This window comes from Edwardsiella anguillarum ET080813 (assembly GCF_000264765.2).
Taxonomy (GTDB): Bacteria; Pseudomonadota; Gammaproteobacteria; order Enterobacterales; family Enterobacteriaceae; genus Edwardsiella; species Edwardsiella anguillarum.
Map to the genome: position 1 here is coordinate 2,384,279 of NZ_CP006664.1, position 19,712 is coordinate 2,403,990.

A 19,712-nucleotide genomic window follows, 5' to 3' on the forward strand; every position below is an offset into this window, starting at 1 on the left:
AGCCTGAACAACCATGCCAAAACGTACTGATATTAAAAGCATCCTGATCCTGGGCGCCGGGCCGATCGTCATCGGCCAGGCGTGCGAGTTTGACTACTCCGGCGCGCAGGCCTGTAAGGCGCTGCGCGAGGAGGGCTACCGCGTCATCCTGGTTAACTCCAACCCGGCCACCATCATGACCGATCCGGAGATGGCCGACGCGACCTATATTGAGCCGATTCACTGGGAAGTAGTGCGTAAGATCATCGAGAAGGAGCGTCCTGATGCGGTGCTGCCGACGATGGGCGGCCAGACGGCACTGAACTGTGCCCTGGAGCTGGAGCGCCAGGGGGTTCTGGCCGAGTTTGGCGTGACCATGATCGGCGCGACGGCCGACGCCATCGATAAGGCTGAGGATCGCCGGCGCTTCGACCAGGCGATGAAGAAGATCGGCCTGGATACCGCGCGCTCCGGCATCGCTCACAGCATGGAAGAGTCGCTGGCGGTGGCTGAGCAGGTCGGTTTCCCCTGCATTATCCGTCCATCGTTTACGATGGGGGGTACCGGCGGCGGTATCGCTTACAACCGCGAAGAGTTTGAAGAGATCTGCGCGCGCGGCCTGGATCTTTCGCCGACCAACGAGCTGCTGATCGATGAGTCGCTGATCGGCTGGAAAGAGTATGAGATGGAGGTGGTGCGCGATAAGAACGACAACTGCATTATCGTCTGCGCTATCGAAAACATTGATCCGATGGGGATCCACACCGGCGATTCGATTACCGTCGCACCGGCGCAGACCCTGACTGATAAAGAGTACCAAATCATGCGTAACGCCTCGATGGCGGTACTGCGTGAGATCGGCGTGGAGACCGGCGGCTCCAACGTGCAGTTTGCGGTTAACCCGAAAAACGGCCGCCTTATCGTCATCGAGATGAACCCGCGCGTATCGCGTTCTTCCGCGCTGGCCTCCAAGGCGACCGGCTTCCCTATAGCCAAAGTTGCGGCCAAGCTGGCGGTGGGCTACACCCTGGATGAGCTGATGAACGACATCACCGGGGGACGTACGCCGGCCTCGTTTGAGCCCTCTATCGACTACGTGGTGACCAAGATCCCGCGCTTCAACTTTGAAAAGTTTGCCGGTGCTAACGATCGCCTGACCACGCAGATGAAGTCGGTGGGTGAGGTGATGGCGATTGGCCGTACCCAGCAGGAGTCGCTGCAGAAGGCGCTGCGCGGGCTGGAGGTCGGGGCGAGTGGTTTCGATCCCAAGGTGAATTTGGACGATCCGCAGGCGCTGACTAAGATCCGACGCGAGCTGAAAGATGCCGGCGCCGAACGTATCTGGTATATCGCGGATGCCTTCCGCGCCGGCCTGTCGGTGGATGGGGTGTTTAACCTGACCAACATCGATCGCTGGTTCCTGGTACAGATCGAGGAGCTGGTGCGTCTGGAGGAGCGGGTTGCCGACGTGGGTATCAATGGCCTGACGGCCTCCTTCCTGCGTCAGCTGAAGCGTAAAGGGTTCGCCGATGCGCGTCTGGCCCGTCTGGCCGGCGTGGCGGAGAGCGAGATTCGCAAGCTGCGCCATAAGCAGGGGCTGCATCCGGTGTATAAACGCGTGGACACCTGCGCGGCCGAATTCGCGACCGACACGGCTTACCTTTACTCCACCTATGAAGAGGAGTGCGAGGCTAACCCGACGCACGATCGCCCGAAGATCATGGTGCTGGGCGGTGGCCCGAACCGCATCGGTCAGGGGATCGAGTTTGACTACTGCTGTGTGCACGCGTCGCTGGCGCTGCGTGAGGATGGCTATGAAACCATCATGGTCAACTGTAACCCGGAAACCGTCTCTACGGATTATGATACCTCTGACCGCCTCTACTTTGAGCCGGTTACGCTGGAGGATGTGCTGGAGATCGTCGCCGTCGAGCGTCCGCAGGGGGTGATCGTACAGTACGGCGGCCAGACGCCGCTGAAGCTGGCCCGGGCGCTGGAGGCCGCCGGCGTGCCGGTTATCGGCACCAGCCCGGACGCAATTGACCGCGCCGAGGATCGCGAGCGCTTCCAGCAGGCGGTGAATCGCCTGGGGCTGAAGCAGCCGGCCAACGCCACCGTCACGGCCATTGAGCAGGCGGTGGAGAAGGGGGCTCAGATAGGCTATCCGCTGGTGGTTCGCCCCTCTTATGTCCTCGGCGGTCGGGCGATGGAGATCGTCTACGATGAGAGCGATCTGCGGCGCTACTTCCAGACGGCAGTCAGCGTATCCAACGACGCGCCGGTGCTGCTAGATCACTTCCTGGACGATGCGGTCGAAGTGGACGTCGATGCCATCTGTGACGGCGAGCGCGTGCTGATCGGCGGCATTATGGAACACATTGAGCAGGCGGGGGTGCACTCCGGTGACTCCGCCTGTTCGCTGCCGGCCTACACCCTGAGTGCGGAGATCCAGGACGAACTGCGTCGCCAGGCGGAGAAGCTGGCGATGGAGCTGTGCGTGCGGGGTCTGATGAACGTGCAGTTTGCCGTCAAAGACAACCAGGTGTACCTGATTGAGGTCAACCCACGCGCCGCCCGTACCGTTCCCTTCGTCTCCAAGGCGACCGGCGTCCCCTTGGCCAAGGTGGCCGCTCGCGTGATGGTGGGGCAGACGCTGGCGCAGCAGGGCATGACGGAGGAGGTGATCCCGCCCTATTACTCCGTCAAAGAGGTGGTGTTGCCGTTTGCCAAGTTCCCCGGCGTCGACCCGATTCTGGGGCCGGAGATGCGCTCTACCGGCGAGGTGATGGGGGTGGGGCGGACCTTTGCCGAGGCCTTTGCCAAGGCGATGCTCGGCAGCCAGTCGCAGGTGAAGACCCCGGGACGCGCCCTGCTGTCGGTCCGCGAGGGCGATAAGCACCGGGTGGTGGATTTGGCGGCCAAGCTGCTCAAGCAGGGCTTTGAGCTGGATGCGACCCACGGCACCGCGGTGGTGCTGGGGGAGGCCGGTATTAACCCGCGTCTGGTCAACAAAGTGCATGAGGGGCGTCCGCACATTCAGGATCGCATCAAGAATGGCGAGTACACCTATATTGTGAACACCACCGCCGGGCGTCAGGCGATCGAGGATTCCAAGCTGATCCGGCGCAGCGCGCTGCGCTACAAGGTGCACTATGACACCACGCTGAACGGCGGCTTTGCTACGGCGATGGCGCTGAACGCGGATCCGACCGAGCAGGTGATTTCGGTACAGGAGATGCATGCCCGCCTGAAGTAACGGCGCGGCGTGGCGTAAGGCCCGGCGACGCCGGGCCTTTTTGTTGCCGGCCGGGCGGCCCGGAAACTTGCCGCCGTGGGATGAGGCGGCAGGTTACGCGACGTGCGGCGTTGTGGCACAATAAATCACCGCGGTGCGGGTGGTCTGCGCCGCGGGAGCGTTGTCAGCGGTGCTGAGCCGCTGAGCCGCTGAGCCGCTATGACGGGATCACCCTGACAGGAGTCGATTGTGGAGTCTGATCGCCAGCGGGAGATAACCCGCCTGTGTATTCACTGTGCCCTTTTCCTGCTGCAGCACGGCGCCGAGAGCATGTTGGTCGAACAGCTTTCTACCCGGCTGGGGCTAGCGCTGGGTGTAGACAGCGTAGAGAGCTCTATTTCGGCCAACGCGGTGGTATTGACCACTATTAAGGATGGCCGCTGCCTGACGTCGACGCGCAAGAATGTCGATCGCGGCATCAATATGCACGTAGTGACCGAGGTGCAGCATATTGTGATTATGGCTGAGCACCGCCTGCTGGACATGAGCGATGTGCGCCGCCGGTTGGAGCATATCCGCCCGCTGCGCTATCCGCGCGCGCTGGTGGTGCTGATGGTCGGTCTCTCCTGCGCCTGCTTCTGCAAGCTGAACGGCGGCGGCTGGGACGGTGCTCTGGTGGCCTTTTTGGCCAGCGCGGTGGCCATGTACGCCCGGCAGCTCATGACACATCGCCAGCTTAACCCGCTGATTAACTTTTGTATTACGGCCTTTATTGCCACCTCGGTCTCCGGCGCCCTGCTGCAGCTGAGTGCGTTTGCCGAGACATCGCTCATCGCCATGGCGGCCAGTATTCTGCTGTTGGTTCCGGGGTTCCCGCTGATCAATGCGGTGGCAGATATGTTTAAAGGGCATGTCAACACCGGGCTGGCCCGCTGGGCCATGGCGACGCTGCTGACCCTGGCGACCTGTCTCGGCGTGGTGATGGCGCTGTCGCTGTGGGGGCTACAGGGATGGGCATGATGACGTTACTCTTAGCATTATTACAGGATATGCTGCTGGCAGCCGTCCCCGCGTTGGGGTTTGCCATGGTGTTCAATGTGCCAAACCGGGCCTTGCGCTACTGCGCGCTGCTGGGGGCTATCGGCCACGGCTCTCGTCTGCTGCTGATAACGCTGGGGCTGAATATTGAGTGGGCGTCGTTGATGGCGGCGATCCTGATCGGCATTATCGGTATCCAGTGGTCGCGCTGGCTACTGGCGCACCCCAAGGTGTTTACCGTGGCGGCGGTGATCCCGATGTTTCCCGGCATCTACGCCTATCGGGCGATGATCGCCGTGGTCGAGATCTCCCGCAGCGGCTATTCCGAGCCGCTGTTCGCCAGCATGGTCACCAACTTTCTCAAGGCCTCTTTTATCGTGGGCGCGCTCTCCATCGGCCTGTCATTACCGGGAATATGGCTATATCGTAAGCGTCCCGGCGTCTAATTGACTATTGTTCAGCTTTACTGCGGAATTTTACGTTGCATATAGATTTACCCGTCGCAGGCTATCGACGCCTGCGCGGCCATTCCGTATAGTGTGCGCACTTTTTCTCCCAGACAGGACAGACAAGCATGATTATCAGCCTGATCGCCGCACTGAGCGCGGATCGTGTGATCGGTTTAGACAATGCGATGCCGTGGCATTTGCCGGCCGATCTTGCGTGGTTTAAGCGTAATACTCTGGCAAAACCGGTGATCATGGGGCGTAAGACCTATGAGTCCATCGGGCGTCCGCTGCCGGGGCGGCATAACATCGTGATCAGCCGCCAGGCGGGCAGCGACGATCGCGTAACCTGGGTGACGACGCCGCAGGCGGCGCTGGACGCAGCTGCGGAGGCGCAAGAGGTGATGATCATCGGCGGAGGCAGCATTTACAGCCAGTTTTTGCCGCAGGCGAGCCGGCTGTATCTGACCCATGTGGACGCTGACGTCGCAGGGGACACCTATTTTCCCGACTATGCGTCGGATGAGTGGCAGACGTGCTTCAGCGAGTTTCATGACGCCGATAGCGACAATTCACACGCCTATTGCTTTGAGATCCTGGATCGCCGTTAACCGGCGCTGCGCCCTTTCTCTGCGCGTTCTCCGCGCTTTTTATCATGTCATCATCACGTCGTTAACCCTACGCAGCCCCTCTGCGGCGTGGAGTGGGCCGAGGTGGCCGTCACGCCGGGAAAATATCGCCTGCATCGTCTCCCCAGTAAGCGCTCGCCGCTACGCCGTCGCCCGCGGCTAGCCGCGCGGGCGGCATGAGGCCGTTACGTGGCGGCGAGGAAAGGGGTCGGGCTATTCCGCTTTGGCGTGGCGTGATGCGCGGCGAGAGGGCACGCTGAAGCTGCGGCGATCCTCCCAGCGCAGGGCCGTCAGGGTGCCGCCCCAGCAGCACCCGGTATCCAGGGCATAGACCTGCGGCGGCGTACCGCGCCCTTCCAGAGAGGCCCAGTGGCCGAAGGCGATGCTGTAGCCAGCCTCGCGCACCGGGCTGTCGAGATCGAACCAGGGGCGCAGCGGCGCCGGCGCATCGTCCGGCGCATCCTTGCAGATCATGTCCAGCTCGCCGCCGGGGAAGCAGTAGCGCATCCGGGTCAGGGCATTGGTGGTAAAGCGCAGGCGCGCCAGGCCACTGAGCGACTCGCTCCAGTTATTCGGCATATCGCCGTACATGGCATTGAGAAAGAAGGGGTAGCTGTCGCTGGCCAGCATGGCTTCCACCTCGCGCGCGCAGCGCTGCGCCGTGGCCAGATCCCACTGCGGGCTGATGCCCGCGTGAGCCATCACCAGGCGCAGATCGCTATCGGCCTGCAGCACCGGCTGGCGGCGCAGCCAGTTGATTAGGCTGTCCGCATCCGGCGCCTCCAGCAGCGGCGTCAGTTTATCCTTGGGTTTATTCCGGCTGATGCCGGCATAAACGGCCAGCAGGTGTAGGTCATGGTTACCCAGCACCAGGCGTACGCTGTCGCCAAGGGATTTGACATAGCGCAGTACCGCCAGAGAGTCGGGGCCGCGGGCGACCAGATCGCCGGTCAGCCACAGCGTGTCGCGGGCGGGATCGAAGCCCGCCAGGGAAAGCAGGTCGCGCAGTTCATGGTAGCAGCCATGAACGTCGCCAATAAGCAGTGTCGACATAGAATCAGTTAATCAGGCTGGGAATGGCCAGGCGGAAGACCGGAATGGCGATACGGAAGGTGTGTCCTTGATGGTCAACCATTTCGTAGTGCCCCTCCATGGTACCGCAGGGCGTTTCGATGATGGCGCCGCTGGTGTACTGAAACTCGCCGTTGGGCAGGATCAGCGGCTGTTCGCCGATGACCCCTTCGCCCTGGACTTCAGTCTGGCGGCCGTTGCCGTTGGTTATTAGCCAGTAGCGGCGCAGGAGCTGTACGTTAAAGCGGCCCAGATTACGCAGAGTGACGGTATAGGCAAAGACGAAGCGCGCCTCTTCAGGCAGCGACTGCGATCCGGCATAGACACTCTGTACCTGAACGATGATACGGGGTGCATCGATCATAACGTAAGGCTCCTGTTTGCACGGTTACTGAGCCTGTGGGTGTTCACACAGCCAGTTGGCCAGTCTGCAGTAGTCTGCCACTGACAGCGTTTCTGCTCTGCGTGCCGGATCGATTCCCAGCGCGCTGAGCTGGTCGGCGCTGAACAGATGGCCAAGACTGTTGCGGACGGTCTTGCGCCGTTGGTTAAAGGCTTCTGTCGTGATGCGGCTCAACACGCGTACGTCGCTGACCGGGTAGGGCAGCTCACGGTGTGGGATCAGGCGAACCACGGCAGAATCCACCTTCGGTGCCGGGCGGAAAGCGCTGGGCGGCACTTCCAGAACCGGGATCACCTGACAGTAGTATTGCGCCATAACGCTCAGACGGCCATAGGTTTTGCTGTCTGGTCCGGCGACAAGGCGGTTAACAACCTCTTTCTGCAGCATAAAATGCATATCGCCGATGGCGGATGCGTAGCTGAACAGATGAAACATCAGCGGGGTGGAGATGTTATACGGCAGGTTGCCGAACACGCGCAGCGGCTGGCCCGCCTCACGCGCCATCTCGCTGAAGTCGACGGTCATAGCATCTTGCTGACGAATGGTCAGCTTACGGCTGATAAAGGGATGGGTAGACAGACGCTCGGCCAGATCCCTGTCCAGCTCGATGACGGTCATTTTGTCCATGCGGTCGGCGACCGGCTCGGTCAGCGCACCGAGGCCCGGGCCGATTTCGACCACGGCCTGGCCCGGAAGGGGGTTGATGGCGGACACGATGCTGTCGATCACGAATTGATCGGTCAGGAAGTTCTGTCCAAAGCGTTTACGGGCCAAATGCCCCTGGTGCACTCTACTGTTCATTGCTGTGGTTGGTCATCTCTATGGCAAGATTTAATGCGGTGATAAAGCTGCCGGGCTGCGCCTGACCGCTGGCGGCCAGATCCAGCGCGGTGCCGTGATCTACCGAGGTGCGGATAAACGGCAGCCCCAGCGTGATGTTGACCGCGTGGCCAAATCCCTGGTATTTGAGTACCGGCAGTCCTTGATCGTGGTACATCGCCAGCACCGCGTCGGCGTCGTCCAGGTATTTCGGCTGGAACAGCGTGTCGGCGGGCAGCGGGCCGGTGAGGTGAATACCGCTGGCGCGTAGGGCATCAAGGGTCGGGATGATAATATCCAGCTCCTCTCGCCCCATATGCCCGCCTTCACCGGCGTGTGGGTTGAGTCCGCAGACGTAGATATGCGGCTGGCGGAGGCCAAACCGGCGGCGCAGCTCGGTGTCCAGAATGGTGATGACCTCGCGCAGCGTCTGCGGCGTGATCGCTGCGGGAACCTCCCGCAGCGGTAAGTGGGTGGTCGCCAGCGCGACGCGCAGGCGCTCGCTGGCCAGCATCATTACGACGCGCGGGCAGCCACTGCGATCGGCGAAGAACTCGGTATGCCCGGTGAAGGGGACGCCGGCATCGTTAATGATCCCTTTGTGCACAGGGCCGGTCACCAGCGCGGCAAATTCGCCGCTCAGGCAGCCGTCGCAGGCGCGCGCCAGCGTGGCGACCACATAGTTGCCGTTGGCGACGCTGAGTCTACCGGGGATAACGTCGGTCTCTAGCGGGATCGGCAGCACCGTCAGGGAGGCCGCCTGCTGCGCCTGGGCCGGCAGCGCCGGATCATAGCGGCGCAGCGTTAGCGGCAGCCCCAGCGCGCGGGCGCGCGCCTCTAGCAGGCTCGGATCGGCGCATACCACCAGCTCGGCAGGCCAGGGTTGCTGCGCCAACTGGACGATCAGCTCCGGTCCTACCCCGGCCGGCTCGCCGGGGGTGATGACAATGCGACGAATCGGTGCCATGGGATTACTGGGCTCCGTTTGCGCTGTTGCCCAAGATCTTCACATAGGCCGCCGCGCGTTGCTCCTGCAGCCAGGTCTGTGCTTCTTCGGCAAATTTACGGTTAAACAGCATGCGATAGGCGCGCTCTTTCTGGGCCTCGTCGGTGCGATCGACCTGACGGGTCCCCAGCAGCTGGATCAGGTGCCAGCCAAAGTTGGAGTGCACCGGTTGGCTTATCTCACCCTTGTTCAGCTTCATCAGCGCATCGCGGAAGGCCGGATCGTACATGGACGGTACCGCCCATCCCAGATCGCCGCCTTTCTGCGCGCTGCCCGGATCCTGTGAATACTCTTTCGCCGCCTGCTCAAAGGTGATCTGGCCGGACTTGATCTGGGCGGAGAGCGCCTCTAGCTTGGCGCGTGCCTGGGCATCGCTCATGACCGGCGAGGTGCGTAGCAGAATATGGCGCGCGTGCACTTCGGTGACGGAGACGTTGGCCTGATCGCCGCGCAGGTCGTTGACCCGCAGAATATGGAAACCGACGCCGGAGCGGATAGGCCCGATGATATCCCCTTTCTTGGCGCTCTGCAGGGCTTCAGCGAACAGGGTCGGCAGCTCTTGCAGGCGCCCCCAGCCCATCTCACCGCCTTTCAGCGCCTGGGGATCGGCGGAATAGGCCGCCGCCAGCTTGGCAAAGCTGGCACCCTGGTGCAGCTGCTGGATCAGAGACTCCGCCTGCTGCTGGGCCTCGCTGACCTGCTGCTGGGTCGGATTCTCCGGCAGCGGAATCAGGATGTGGCTCAGGTTAACGGCGGTTTCACCGCTGTTCTGGCTGCCGATTTGCTTGGCCAGCGCATCCACCTCCTGCGGCAGAATGGTGACGCGGCGGCGCACCTCGTTATTACGGACTTCGCTGATCAGCATCTCTTTGCGGATTTGGGCGCGGTAGGTCTTGTAGTCGAGACCATCGGCTGCGAGGCGGCTGCGCAGCTGCTGCATGCTGATATTGTTCTGCTGGGCGATGCCGTTAATGGCGTTATCCAGTTCGCTGTCAGAGATCTCCAGCCCCATCCGCTTGGCCATCTGCAGCTGCACGTTGTCCATGATCAGCCGCTCAAGGATCTGATGGCGCAGAGTGGCATCGTCCGGCAGCTGTTGACCGGCCTGCTGGGCGTTGAGCTTTACCGACTTCATCATGCCGTCGACGTCGCTTTCCAACACGACGCCGTTGTCTACGATAGCCACGACTTTATCGACGACTTGGGGGGCCGCAAAGGCGGTATTGGCGCACAGCGCCACGCCGAGGATCAGCGTTCTCCAGTTCTTCATAACTATCCCATTGTATTAATCCGCCCACGGCGGGTTTAGGTTTTACCTGACAGCCGACAGCCTGTGGCTAACGGTATTATCTGCATTTTTGTACCGTTAGACCACGCATTGCGCCAAATGTTAGAAGGCGCGTTGATAAGGCAGAATGCCGGAGTGCAGCATCTCTGCCGTGCCCAGGCTGTAGTTCTGGTTCATCCCGCGCAGGGCAAACTTGAACGAGAACTTGTTGTCATACTTGCTGTTCTGGGTCGCGCTGTCCCAGCTGTTGATCTTGCGCTCATAGGTGACGCCCACCGACCAGCAGCAGGTATTGTACTGCAGGCCGGCGATGGCATCGGCGGACTGCTTCGCCTTGGTGTCATAGTAGTAGCCGGCGACCATCGCCCAGCGATCGGCCAACGGCAGACTGCCGATGATCCCAGCCTGGCTGATGCCCTGGTTGTAGATGGCATTGTTGGCGTAGCTTGGCAGCATGGAGGTGATGTACTCCGGGCTGGCGTAGCGATAGCTGAGCTGCAGCACGCTTTCGGCGTCCTTACGGTACTCCATCACCGCGTTGCCCAGCGCCACGCTGTTCAGGCGGGTATCATACTGCAGGCCGCCGCGCAGACCCCAGTTATCGGTCAGCTTAAGGTAGCTGTCCCCGGCCCATACCAGGCTGCCGGTGTTGTTGTGGCGATCGATATTGGTGGTCTCATCGCCGGTGCGCGACGGTGAGAAGTAGTAGATCTGTCCGATAGAGGCATTGAAGCGTTCGTTCTGCTCGTCATCGTACAGGCGGGTCGTCAGGCCGGTGGTGACCTGATTGGCCGAGGCGATGCGGTCCAGGCCGCTGTAGCTGCGGTCGCGGAACAGGCCGGTATAGTCAGTCTGCAGCAGGGTGGAGTCGTAAGAGTAAATGTCGCTCTGGTCGCGGTACGGAATATACAGATACTGGGCGCGCGGCTCCAGCGTCTGGGTATAGCCGCTCAGCAGGGTGGCGTCGCGCTCAAAGACCATCTTGCCGTCGATCTTAAACTCCGGCATCACGCGGTTGACGCTGTCCTTCAGCTGCGTCAGGTTGCCTTGGCTAGGGACATCCTGCTGATAGTGGGTCGCCATCAGCTTCGTTTCTGTATTGATACTCCCCCAGCGGTTGGACAGCGGCAGCGACAGGACCGGCTCGACGTGGTAGCGATCGGCCCCGGGCAGGTATACGTTGTCATTGGTGAACTTGACCGCCTGGCCATACAGGGTGAAGTCGAACGGCCCCAGATCGTTTTTGTAGTAGTTCAGATCCAGCTGCGGTGCGGTGCGGTAGGCGTTGACGTCCCCTGCGTTGGCGAACACCTGGAACTGGGTAGTCGAGAGCGTCGCATTCCAGTTGGTCTCGGCATAGCCCAGGGTAAATTTCTGCGTGGCGTAGCCGCTGGTGCTGGATCCGTAGGAGGAGCTCAGGTCGGTGAAGTAGTAGGGGTCGCTGACCTTAGTGTAATCGACGCCGAAGCGCCAGTGGTCGAGTACACCAGAATGACGCCAGTAGAACAGCCAGCGATCGCGGTTCTTCAGATCTTCCAGCGCCTGCCCGGTGATCCCCTGATTTTTACGATCCTGCTGGAACTGCCGGTCGTTGCCCAGCCAGTCAAACTCGACCAGACCCATGCCAAATTCGCTCAGATAGCGGAATTCGTTTTGCAGCTGCAGACCGCGTTTTTCCATGTAGTGCGGAGTAAAGGTCGCGTCGGCCTGCGGGGCGATGTTCCAGTACCAGGGCAGGGTAAACTCTATCCCATCGCCGTTGGAGTAGTTGACGTTGGGGATCAGAAAGCCGGAGCGGCGCTTGCTGCCGGTTGGAAACTGCAGATAGGGGCTGTAGAAGACCGGAACCGGCCCGATCTTAAAGCGGGCGTTCCAGATCTCGGCCACCTGCTCCTGACGATCCTGAATGATCTCGGATCCGGCGATGCTCCAGCTGTTGTCACCCGGCAGACAGGAGGTAAAGGTCCCGTTATCCAGGATGGTGTAGCGGTTAGCGTCGCGGGTCTTCATCAGATCGGCATCGCCGCGCCCCTGGCGACCGACAAACTGATAGTCGCCGCGCCAGACGTTGGTATCTTTATTATTCAGGTTGGACCAGGCGCTGGGGCCCTGCAGCCGGATCTGACTGTCCGCGTAGTGTACATTGCCGATCGCGGTCACGGTGCGCAGCGGATCGGGCTGTCCCTGGATCGCTTTCTGATCCAGCTGAACCTTGTCGGCGGTCAGGGTGCTATTGCCCTGCTGAATATCGACGTTGCCGTGGAACAGGGCGTTGTTCGGGTAGTTGGCTTCGCTCTTATCGGCGGTGATGTGTACCGGAAGGCTATTGATATCGCCGGAAACCAACGGTTTGTCATACACGGGAACGCCGATCAGGCACTGTTCGGCGAGGGAGGCCAGCGCATGCTGACTGTAAAGCGCTGACCAGACGAGGGTGGCTATCAGCGTGGGTATACTTTTTTTCATACGCGGTGTCAGGGATTCCGTCATCAGAGGCGTCTTGCCGCAATCGGTCAGAGACTATCTTACCCGTCAGCGTGGCGCTAGTGTTAAATTGTGGCTCAGCGTCGCTGCCATTAGGTGTCAGAATAAATGACAGGTATGATAAAGCAAATTATGTCCCACGACATGATGAATTGAGGACGATATGCGCTATTGGGGTAAATTAGTAGGGGTGCTGCTGGGCCTGATGGCCGGGATCGGTTTCTGGGGCGTTGTGCTGGGCTTTTTGATTGGCCATATGTTTGATAAGTCGCGCGCGATTAAGCGTCAGGGCTATTTTGCCAATCAGCAGCAGCGCCAGGGGCTGTTTTTCCGCACCACCTTTCAGGTCATGGGGCATCTGACAAAGTCGAAGGGGCGGGTGACGGAGGCCGATATTCAGGTTGCCTCCATGTTTATGGATCGCCTGAACCTGCACGGCGATGCCAGGCTGATGGCGCAGCAGGCCTTTCGCGAGGGCAAGGAGTCCGGCTACCCGCTGCGGGAGCGCCTGCGCGAACTGCGTAGCGTCTGCTTTGGTCGTATCGATCTGATCCGTATCTTTTTGGAGATCCAGCTGCAGGCGGCGTTCGCCGATGGACAGCTGCACCCGAATGAGCGGGCGGTGCTGTATGTGATCGCCGAAGAGCTGGGTTTTTCACGTGCGCAGTTCGATCAGTTTCTGGGCATGATGGAGGGCGGGCGCCAGTTTGGCGGCGGCTACCATCAGGCGGGAGGACAGCAGGGGGGATTCTATACGCCGCCCCAGGGGCCGACGCTGGAGGATGCCTGTAAGGTGCTGGGGGTTGCGCCGAGCGCCGATGCGACCACGATCAAGCGTGCGTATCGTAAGCTGATGAGCGAGCATCACCCCGATAAGCTGGTGGCTAAAGGGTTGCCGCCGGAGATGATGGAGCTGGCCAAGCAGAAGGCGCAGGAGATCCAGGCCGCGTACGATCTGATTAAGAAAGAGAAGGGATTCAAGTAGCGCAGAGGACGTCGCGTTTGCTGTCGGCTCACGATGATACGGCCCGCGAAAGCGGGCCGTATTTTTCTGGGTGCGGCTAAAAGTCCGCCTCGCAGCGGAAGTGCATCGGGGTGGCGAAGGCCGGATGCACGATGCGTAGCTCCTGGGCGTGCAGCAGCAGACGGGAGGCTAACGCCAGCGCCTGTGGCGGCGCATAGAAGCCGTCGCCGAGGATCGGATGGCCGAGGGCCAGCAGATGGACGCGCAGCTGATGCGAGCGGCCGGTGATCGGCGTGAGCAGAACCCGGGCGGTGCCGTCGGCGTCGCGCGCCAGCACCTGATACTCCGTTTGCGCCGGTTTGCCCTGTTCGAAGCAGACCTTCTGCTTGGGGCGGTTGGGCCAGTCGCAGATCAGCGGCAGGTCGATCACCCCCTGCTCCTGCGACGGGTGTCCCCAGACCCGGGCGACGTAGTTCTTTTTCGGCTCACGTTCGCGAAACTGGCGCTTCAGCTCCCGCTCGGCGTCCTTGGTCAGCGCGACCACCAGTACTCCGCTGGTGGCCATATCCAGACGGTGTACCGATTCGGCGCCGGGAAACTGCGCCTGAATTCGGGTCAGGATGCTGTCCTGGTGCTCAGGCAAACGGCCCGGGACCGACAACAGCCCGCTGGGCTTATTAACCACCATGATGTGTGCGTCCTGGTACAGCACGTGCAGCCAGGGCTCGCGTGGCGGATCATAGTGCTCCAGCGCCGGGGTAGCGCTGGGCGGCAGCGCGCCGCCCACGGGAGTGCGCCGTCCCATTACTGGTGTGACACCACGATGAGACGTAGGGCATCCAGACGCCAGCCGGCCTGGTCCAGCGTTTCCAAGACCTTCCGACGGGTGAACTCCAGGGTTTCCAGCTCATCGTCACGGATATTGGGGTTCACCGCCTTGAGCGACTCCAGGCGCGCCAGCTCAGCGCTCAGCGCCTCATCGGCCTCACGCTTGGCGGCGTCGATCAGCGCCTGTGCCTGGTCTGCTATCCGCGCTTCACCAGACTGCAGCATGGCGTGCACATCGGGCTGTACCGCATTGACCAGCTTGCTGGCGGTATGGCGATTGACGGCATTCAGCTGGCGGTTGAAGCTTTCGAACTCCACCTGGGCCGCCAGATTGTTCCCCTTGGCGTCCAGCAGCATACGCACCGGCGTCGGCGGCAGGAAACGGGTCAGCTGTAGCTGCTTCGGTGCCTGGGCCTCGACCACGTACACCGCCTCCAGCAGCAGCGTACCGACCGGCAGCGCCTTGTTCTTCAGCAGAGACACCGCGCTGGAGCCGGTATCGCCGGAGAGGATCAGATCCAGGCCGTTGCGCATCAGCGGGTGCTCCCAGCTGATGAACTGGGCATCTTCGCGCGACAGCGCCTGTTCGCGATCGAAGGTGACGGTGCAGCCATCCTGCGGCAGGCCCGGGAAGTCAGGCACCAGCATGTGATCCGACGGGGTCAGCACGATCAGGCTGTCGCTGCGATCCTCCTGATTTATGCCGACGATATCGAACAGGTTCAGCGCAAAGTTGACCAGATTGACGTCGTTATCCTGCGCAGCGATGCTCTCGGCCAGCGCCAGAGCCGCCTCGCCGCCATTGGAGTGCATCTCCAGCAGACGATCGCGCCCCTTCTCCAGCTGGCTTTTCAGCGTATCGTGATCGGTGCGGCAGGTTTTGATGAAGTCGTCAAAGCCATCCAGCTGGGTCGGTTTGGCCAGGAACTCCAGCAGGGTGTCATAGTAGCGGTCGTAAATGGTCCGGCCGGTGGGGCAGGTGTGCTCAAAGGCGTCCAGTCCCTGATGATACCAGCGGATCAGCACGGATTGCGCGGTGCCCTCGAGGCAGGGAACGTAGATCTGAATGTCGCGCGCCTGACCAATACGGTCCAGACGGCCGATGCGCTGCTCCAGCAGATCCGGGTTAAACGGCAGATCGAACATCACCAGGCGGTTGGCAAACTGGAAGTTACGGCCTTCGGAGCCGATCTCCGAGCACAGCAGCACCTGAGCGCCCTCCTCCTGCGAGGCAAAGTAGGCCGCGGCGCGGTCGCGCTCAATCAGCGACATCCCCTCATGGAAGACGGCGGCGCGGATCCCCTCACGCTCGCGCAGCAGCTGCTCCAGATGGATAGCGGTGGCCGCCTGGGCGCAGATGACCAGCACCTTCTCATCACGCTGGGTCAGCAGGAAGTCGAGTAGCCACTCGGCGCGCGGGTCAAAGTTCCACCAGGTGGCGTTTTCCCCTTCGAACTCCTGGTAGATCCGCTCCGGATAGAGCATATCGTTGGCCTGCGCCTCGACGCTCTTCTTGCTGCCCATGATGCCGGAGACTTTAATGGCCGTCTGGTACTGCGCCGGCAGCGGCAGGGTGATCTGGTGCAGGGTACGCTGCGGGAAGCCTTTAACCCCCTGACGGGTATTGCGGAACAGAACGCGGCTGGTGCCGTGGCGATCCATCAGCATGCGTACCAGCTCGGCGCGGGCCTGCTGGCTGTCCTCACCGTCGGCGTTGGCCGCCTTCAGCAGCGGCTCGATATCTTGTTCGGCGACCATCTCGCTGAGCATGTTGAGCTCATCCTGCTGCAGATGACCGTCGTTCAGCAGCAGGGTCACGGCGTCCGCCACCGGACGGTAGCGCTGCTGCTCGGCGACGAACTGTGCGTAGTCGTGAAAACGGTTGGGATCCAGCAGGCGCAGGCGGGCAAAGTGGCTCTCCTGACCCAGCTGTTCGGGGGTCGCGGTCAGCAGCAGCACCCCGGGGATCTGTTCGGCCAACTGCTCGATGACCTGGTATTCGCGGCTGGGCGCCTGTTCGCTCCAGGCTAGATGGTGAGCCTCATCGACCACCAGCAGATCCCAGCTGGCGTCGGCCAGCTGCTCCAGACGCTGCCTGCTGCGGCGGACGAAGTCGAGAGAGCAGATAACCAGCTGTTCGGTTTCAAACGGGTTGCTGCTGTCCTGGGCGGCCTCCGCATAGCGCTCATCGTCGAACAGTGCCACGCGCAGGTTAAAGCGACGCAGCATTTCGACCAGCCACTGGTGCTGCAGGGTTTCTGGTACCACGATCAGTACGCGTTCGGCGCGGCCGGAGAGCAGCTGCTGATGAATGATCATGCCGGCTTCGATGGTCTTGCCTAGGCCGACCTCATCCGCCAGCAGAACGCGCGGAGCGTGGCGCTGGCCGACGTCGCGGGCGATATGCAGCTGGTGTGGGATCAGGCTGGCGCGCATGCCGCGCAGGCCGCTGCAGGGCAGGCGAAACTGCTCACTCTGGTATTTACGCGCGCGATAGCGCAGGGCGAAGCGATCCATGCGATCGATCTGGCCGGCAAACAGGCGATCCTGCGGTTTACTGAAGGTCAGGCGGCTGTCGAGCAGCACCTCGCGCACCGCCACCGGGTTTTCGCCGCTGTCGCTGCGGCTGCCGATATAGGTCAGCAGCCCCTCATGCTCCTGTACCTCTTCAACGCACAGCTGCCACCCTTCGTGGGTGGTGATGGTGTCTCCCGGGTTAAACATCACGCGGGTGATGGGGGAGTCATTGCGGGCATACAGACGGTTTTCGCCGGTCGCGGGGAACAGCAGCGTCACCATGCGCGCATCCAGCGCCACCACGGTACCCAATCCAAGTTCGCTTTCCGTATCGCTGATCCAGCGTTGACCTAAGGTAAAAGGCATAGATTATCGACTCAACTCTTTGTTCTTGTTTACATAGTGATCTGGAGGCTATCTCAATAGGCGGTGTTGTCGCCCTGGCCGATTGGGATAGGTTCCATGACGACCGCCGCGCAGCGGACGCCTGCATAATTTGGGCATAAATCAACCGCATCACGGCCTGTCGGCAGTGAAGTCGGCGTTGTATGGGGGAAAGGGCGATATGGTAATGGATGGCGATGCATTCGTCACCCCCTGAGTGGGAAGATTCTTATATTCCCTCGGCGTTAAAACAGCCCCAACTGACCGGTTAGCAGGGTCTCAAAGTCATCGCCGAGGAAGGGCAGAATGGCGTCGGCGACCGGCTGCAGCTGGCGTTCCAGATAGTGCTGATAGTCCGCCGGCGCATCGACACACTCCAGCGGCTGTGGGCCGCTGCGGGTGATGATGTAGCTTATCCAGCCGCCGTTTTGATATTGCAGCGGGCGTCCAAGGCGGTGATTGTAGTCGTCGGCCAGACGCGCGGCGCGGACGTGCGGCGGGACGTTGCGCTGATACTCGGCCAGCGGGCGCCGTAGGCGCTTGCGGTAGATCAGCTGGTCGTCAAACGCCCCCGCCAGCAGGCCGTCTGCGTAGCGGCGAATCACATCGCGGTAGCTCTGGCCGAGAAACACCCGGCGATAGAGCTCCTGTTGAAACCGCTGCGCCAGCGGCGTCCAGTCGCTGCGCACCGTCTCCAGCCCTTTAAACACCAGCCGATCGCCGCATAGCCCGGCATAGCGCTTTTTGCTGCCGAGATCGGCGCCGCGCAGGGTGGGCATCAGAAAGCGGCGATAGTGGCACTCATACTCCAGCTCCAGCGCGCTCTCGAGCCCGTATTGTCGTGACAGGTGCTCGCGCCACCAGGCGTTGACCCGCTCGGCCAGCGCCTGGCCAATGGCTGCGGCCTGGGCCTCATCGTGCGGCTTACCCAGCCAGACAAAGGTGGAGTCCGTATCGCCGTAGATCACCGTGTAGCCCTGCGCCTCGATCAGGCTGCGCGTCTGGCGCATGATCTCGTGGCCACGCAGGGTAATGGAGGAGGCCAGGCGGGGATCGAAGAAGCGACAGGCGCTGGTGCCCAGCACGCCGTAGAAGGCGTTCATCAGGATCTTCAGGGCCTGCACCAGCGGCGCATTGTCCAGGCGTTTGGCCGCTTCGCGTCCCTGCCACAGCTGGCGCACAATCTCCGGCAGGGCGTGGCGGGTGCGCGAGAAGCGGGCACCGAGAAAGCCGGGCACGCTGTGTGTGTCATCAGGCTGCTCTCCGCCGCTGGCCAGTCCGACGGGGTCGATCAGAAAGGAGCGGATAATCGCCGGATACAGGCTCTTGTAGTCCAGCACCAAAACGGAATCATACAGCCCCGGGCGCGAGGCCATAACAAAGCCGCCGGGGCTGGCCTGCGGCGCCACCTCGCCCAGGGAGGGGGCGACATACCCCAGCCGATGCATGCGCGGCAGATACAGGTGGCAGAATGCGGCCACGGAGCCGCCGCTGCGATCGGGGGCCAGCCCGGTCACGCTGGCCCGCTCCAGCAGAAACGGCATCAGGGCGGTGTGCGCAAAGATGCGCGTCACCAGTTCGCAGTCCCTGAGGTTATAGTGCGCCAGCGCCGGTTTATCCTCACGGAAGCGCCGCGCGATCTCCGCCATTCGCCGGTAGGGGTCGTCCAGCGCCTTGCCTTCGCCCAGCAGGGTCTGCGCCACGCTGTCCAGGCTGTAGGAGGGAAAGTGCCAGAAGGCGCTTTTCAGCGCCTCGATGCCATCGATGATCAGCCTGCCGGGGGCGCTGGCAAAAAAGTGGCCGGCGCGAAAGCCGTGCTCTCGCCACTCCAGCGGCGTCGCCGCGCGTCCCAGCAGCAGGGGAACGCCTTCGCGCTCGGCGTGGCGCTGCAGGATCCGCAGATCGAACTGTACCAGGTTCCAGCCGATGATGGCATCGGGATCGTGGCGCGCCATCCAGCGGTTGAGGGCGTCGAGCAGCGCGGCGCGGCTGGCGACGTACTCCAGCGTGAAGTCCAGCGCCTGCGCGTCGCCGTTGGCGGGACCCAGCATATAGACGATGCGTTGATCGCCGCCGTGCAGGCCGATCGAGTAGAGCTCTCCCTGGGGGCTGGTTTCAATATCCAGCGACACCGTACGCAGCGTCGGGCGGTAGTGAGGATGGGGTTTAATCCGGGTCTCTGCGCCCCCTGCGTCGCCGCAGAACCACAGCGGCGCATTGATAAAGCGCTCCATCAGGTAGCGATCCGCGGGCCGGATATCGGCCTCCAGCAGCGGGATCCCCTGTTCCCCGAGGCGCCTTTCGATCTGCTGAAGCCGGCGGTAGCTGTGGCAGTACAGCGCCAGTACCGGCCGGTGATGGAAATCGCGCAGCGCTACCGGCCGTAGCTCGACGTCGGGAAAACCGCGCAGGAGGCGCTGCGCGGCATCACGCTGCGCGGCGTCCATAAAGGCCACCGCTGGCTCCGGCGGCAGGGTAATGCAGCAGGGGCCGCGCTCCGTGGCCAGCCATAGCGTAACGCAGACGCCCTGCGGCGTATCGCGCCAGTGACGGGTAAGGATAAAACCAGCTTGGGGCGTATTCACTCGGCGGGCTCCCGGAGTAAAGGGCTGGCGGTGGTC

General features: G+C 62.0%; 14 protein-coding genes. 5 read left to right on the top strand and 9 right to left on the bottom strand.

Going from position 1 to position 19,712, the window contains the following annotated elements; all coding sequences use genetic code 11:
* Nucleotides 1-13 precede the first annotated feature (13 nt).
* From carB to folA, 4 genes are all read left to right on the top strand, one after another.
* On the top strand, nt 14-3,235 hold the full coding sequence (gene carB, locus ETEE_RS10750) for a carbamoyl-phosphate synthase large subunit (protein ID WP_034163090.1): 3,222 nt from the start codon (nt 14-16) through the stop codon (nt 3,233-3,235).
* Nucleotides 3,236-3,463: 228 nt separating this feature from the next.
* Nucleotides 3,464-4,234, top strand: a complete 771-nt coding sequence (locus ETEE_RS10755) for a threonine/serine exporter family protein (RefSeq protein WP_034163092.1) — start codon at nt 3,464-3,466, stop codon at nt 4,232-4,234.
* Nucleotides 4,234-4,698: a threonine/serine exporter gene (locus ETEE_RS10760; protein WP_034163093.1), complete on the top strand. Its 465-nt coding sequence runs from the start codon at nt 4,234-4,236 to the stop codon at nt 4,696-4,698. The genes ETEE_RS10755 and ETEE_RS10760 overlap by 1 nt, the downstream gene beginning before the upstream one ends.
* A gap of 128 nt (nt 4,699-4,826) precedes the next feature.
* The gene (folA, locus tag ETEE_RS10765) at nt 4,827-5,309 is read left to right on the top strand and encodes a type 3 dihydrofolate reductase (protein WP_034163094.1); all 483 of its coding nucleotides are present in this window, start codon (nt 4,827-4,829) and stop codon (nt 5,307-5,309) included.
* Between the two features lie 231 nt (nt 5,310-5,540).
* On the opposite strand, the gene apaH is transcribed toward folA, so the two are convergent.
* From apaH to lptD, 6 genes are all read right to left on the bottom strand, one after another.
* The gene (apaH, locus tag ETEE_RS10770) at nt 5,541-6,380 is read right to left on the bottom strand and encodes a bis(5'-nucleosyl)-tetraphosphatase (symmetrical) ApaH (RefSeq protein ID WP_034163095.1); all 840 of its coding nucleotides are present in this window, start codon (nt 6,378-6,380) and stop codon (nt 5,541-5,543) included.
* Between the two features lie 4 nt (nt 6,381-6,384).
* Nucleotides 6,385-6,762 (bottom strand): Co2+/Mg2+ efflux protein ApaG, encoded by a 378-nt coding sequence (apaG, locus tag ETEE_RS10775; protein ID WP_034163096.1) that lies wholly within the window; start codon nt 6,760-6,762, stop codon nt 6,385-6,387.
* A 24-nt stretch (nt 6,763-6,786) separates the two neighbouring features.
* On the bottom strand, nt 6,787-7,602 hold the full coding sequence (rsmA, locus tag ETEE_RS10780) for a 16S rRNA (adenine(1518)-N(6)/adenine(1519)-N(6))-dimethyltransferase RsmA (RefSeq protein WP_015460934.1): 816 nt from the start codon (nt 7,600-7,602) through the stop codon (nt 6,787-6,789).
* Nucleotides 7,592-8,587 carry a 4-hydroxythreonine-4-phosphate dehydrogenase PdxA gene (gene pdxA, locus ETEE_RS10785; RefSeq protein ID WP_034163097.1) on the bottom strand — a complete coding sequence of 332 codons (996 nt, stop codon included), beginning with the start codon at nt 8,585-8,587 and terminating at the stop codon, nt 7,592-7,594. The genes rsmA and pdxA overlap by 11 nt, the downstream gene beginning before the upstream one ends.
* A gap of 4 nt (nt 8,588-8,591) precedes the next feature.
* Nucleotides 8,592-9,896, bottom strand: a complete 1,305-nt coding sequence (gene surA, locus ETEE_RS10790; protein ID WP_034163098.1) for a peptidylprolyl isomerase SurA — start codon at nt 9,894-9,896, stop codon at nt 8,592-8,594.
* Nucleotides 9,897-10,016: 120 nt separating this feature from the next.
* Nucleotides 10,017-12,380, bottom strand: coding sequence for an LPS assembly protein LptD (gene lptD / locus ETEE_RS10795; protein WP_370634734.1), 2,364 nt, complete (start codon nt 12,378-12,380; stop codon nt 10,017-10,019).
* A 181-nt stretch (nt 12,381-12,561) separates the two neighbouring features.
* On the opposite strand from lptD, the gene djlA reads away from it, so the two are divergent.
* On the top strand, nt 12,562-13,383 hold the full coding sequence (gene djlA / locus ETEE_RS10800; protein WP_034163101.1) for a co-chaperone DjlA: 822 nt from the start codon (nt 12,562-12,564) through the stop codon (nt 13,381-13,383).
* A gap of 76 nt (nt 13,384-13,459) precedes the next feature.
* Here the strand turns inward: djlA and rluA are convergent, their stop codons facing one another.
* The 3 genes from rluA to ETEE_RS10815 all read right to left on the bottom strand — a co-directional run bounded on the left by rluA (nt 13,460) and on the right by ETEE_RS10815 (nt 19,676).
* Complete coding sequence (gene rluA / locus ETEE_RS10805; protein ID WP_034163271.1) at nt 13,460-14,113, bottom strand: bifunctional tRNA pseudouridine(32) synthase/23S rRNA pseudouridine(746) synthase RluA; 654 nt, start codon at nt 14,111-14,113, stop codon at nt 13,460-13,462.
* 53 nt (nt 14,114-14,166) lie between these two features.
* Complete coding sequence (gene rapA, locus ETEE_RS10810) at nt 14,167-17,073, bottom strand: RNA polymerase-associated protein RapA (protein WP_034163102.1); 2,907 nt, start codon at nt 17,071-17,073, stop codon at nt 14,167-14,169.
* 263 nt (nt 17,074-17,336) lie between these two features.
* The gene (locus ETEE_RS10815) at nt 17,337-19,676 is read right to left on the bottom strand and encodes a DNA polymerase II (RefSeq protein ID WP_034163103.1); all 2,340 of its coding nucleotides are present in this window, start codon (nt 19,674-19,676) and stop codon (nt 17,337-17,339) included.
* Nucleotides 19,677-19,712: the final 36 nt, after the last annotated feature.

Excerpts from the sequence above, each read along its gene's own strand:
- carB (WP_034163090.1), top strand. The coding sequence starts at position 14 with ATGCCAAAACGTACTGATATTAAAAGCATCCTGATCCTGGGCGCCGGG.
- ETEE_RS10760 (WP_034163093.1), top strand. The coding sequence starts at position 4,234 with ATGACGTTACTCTTAGCATTATTACAGGATATGCTGCTGGCAGCCGTC.
- folA (WP_034163094.1), top strand. The coding sequence starts at position 4,827 with ATGATTATCAGCCTGATCGCCGCACTGAGCGCGGATCGTGTGATCGGT.
- apaH (WP_034163095.1), bottom strand. The coding sequence starts at position 6,380 with ATGTCGACACTGCTTATTGGCGACGTTCATGGCTGCTACCATGAACTG.
- apaG (WP_034163096.1), bottom strand. The coding sequence starts at position 6,762 with ATGATCGATGCACCCCGTATCATCGTTCAGGTACAGAGTGTCTATGCC.
- rsmA (WP_015460934.1), bottom strand. The coding sequence starts at position 7,602 with ATGAACAGTAGAGTGCACCAGGGGCATTTGGCCCGTAAACGCTTTGGA.
- pdxA (WP_034163097.1), bottom strand. The coding sequence starts at position 8,587 with ATGGCACCGATTCGTCGCATTGTCATCACCCCCGGCGAGCCGGCCGGG.
- surA (WP_034163098.1), bottom strand. The coding sequence starts at position 9,896 with ATGAAGAACTGGAGAACGCTGATCCTCGGCGTGGCGCTGTGCGCCAAT.
- lptD (WP_370634734.1), bottom strand. The coding sequence starts at position 12,380 with ATGAAAAAAAGTATACCCACGCTGATAGCCACCCTCGTCTGGTCAGCG.
- djlA (WP_034163101.1), top strand. The coding sequence starts at position 12,562 with ATGCGCTATTGGGGTAAATTAGTAGGGGTGCTGCTGGGCCTGATGGCC.
- rapA (WP_034163102.1), bottom strand. The coding sequence starts at position 17,073 with ATGCCTTTTACCTTAGGTCAACGCTGGATCAGCGATACGGAAAGCGAA.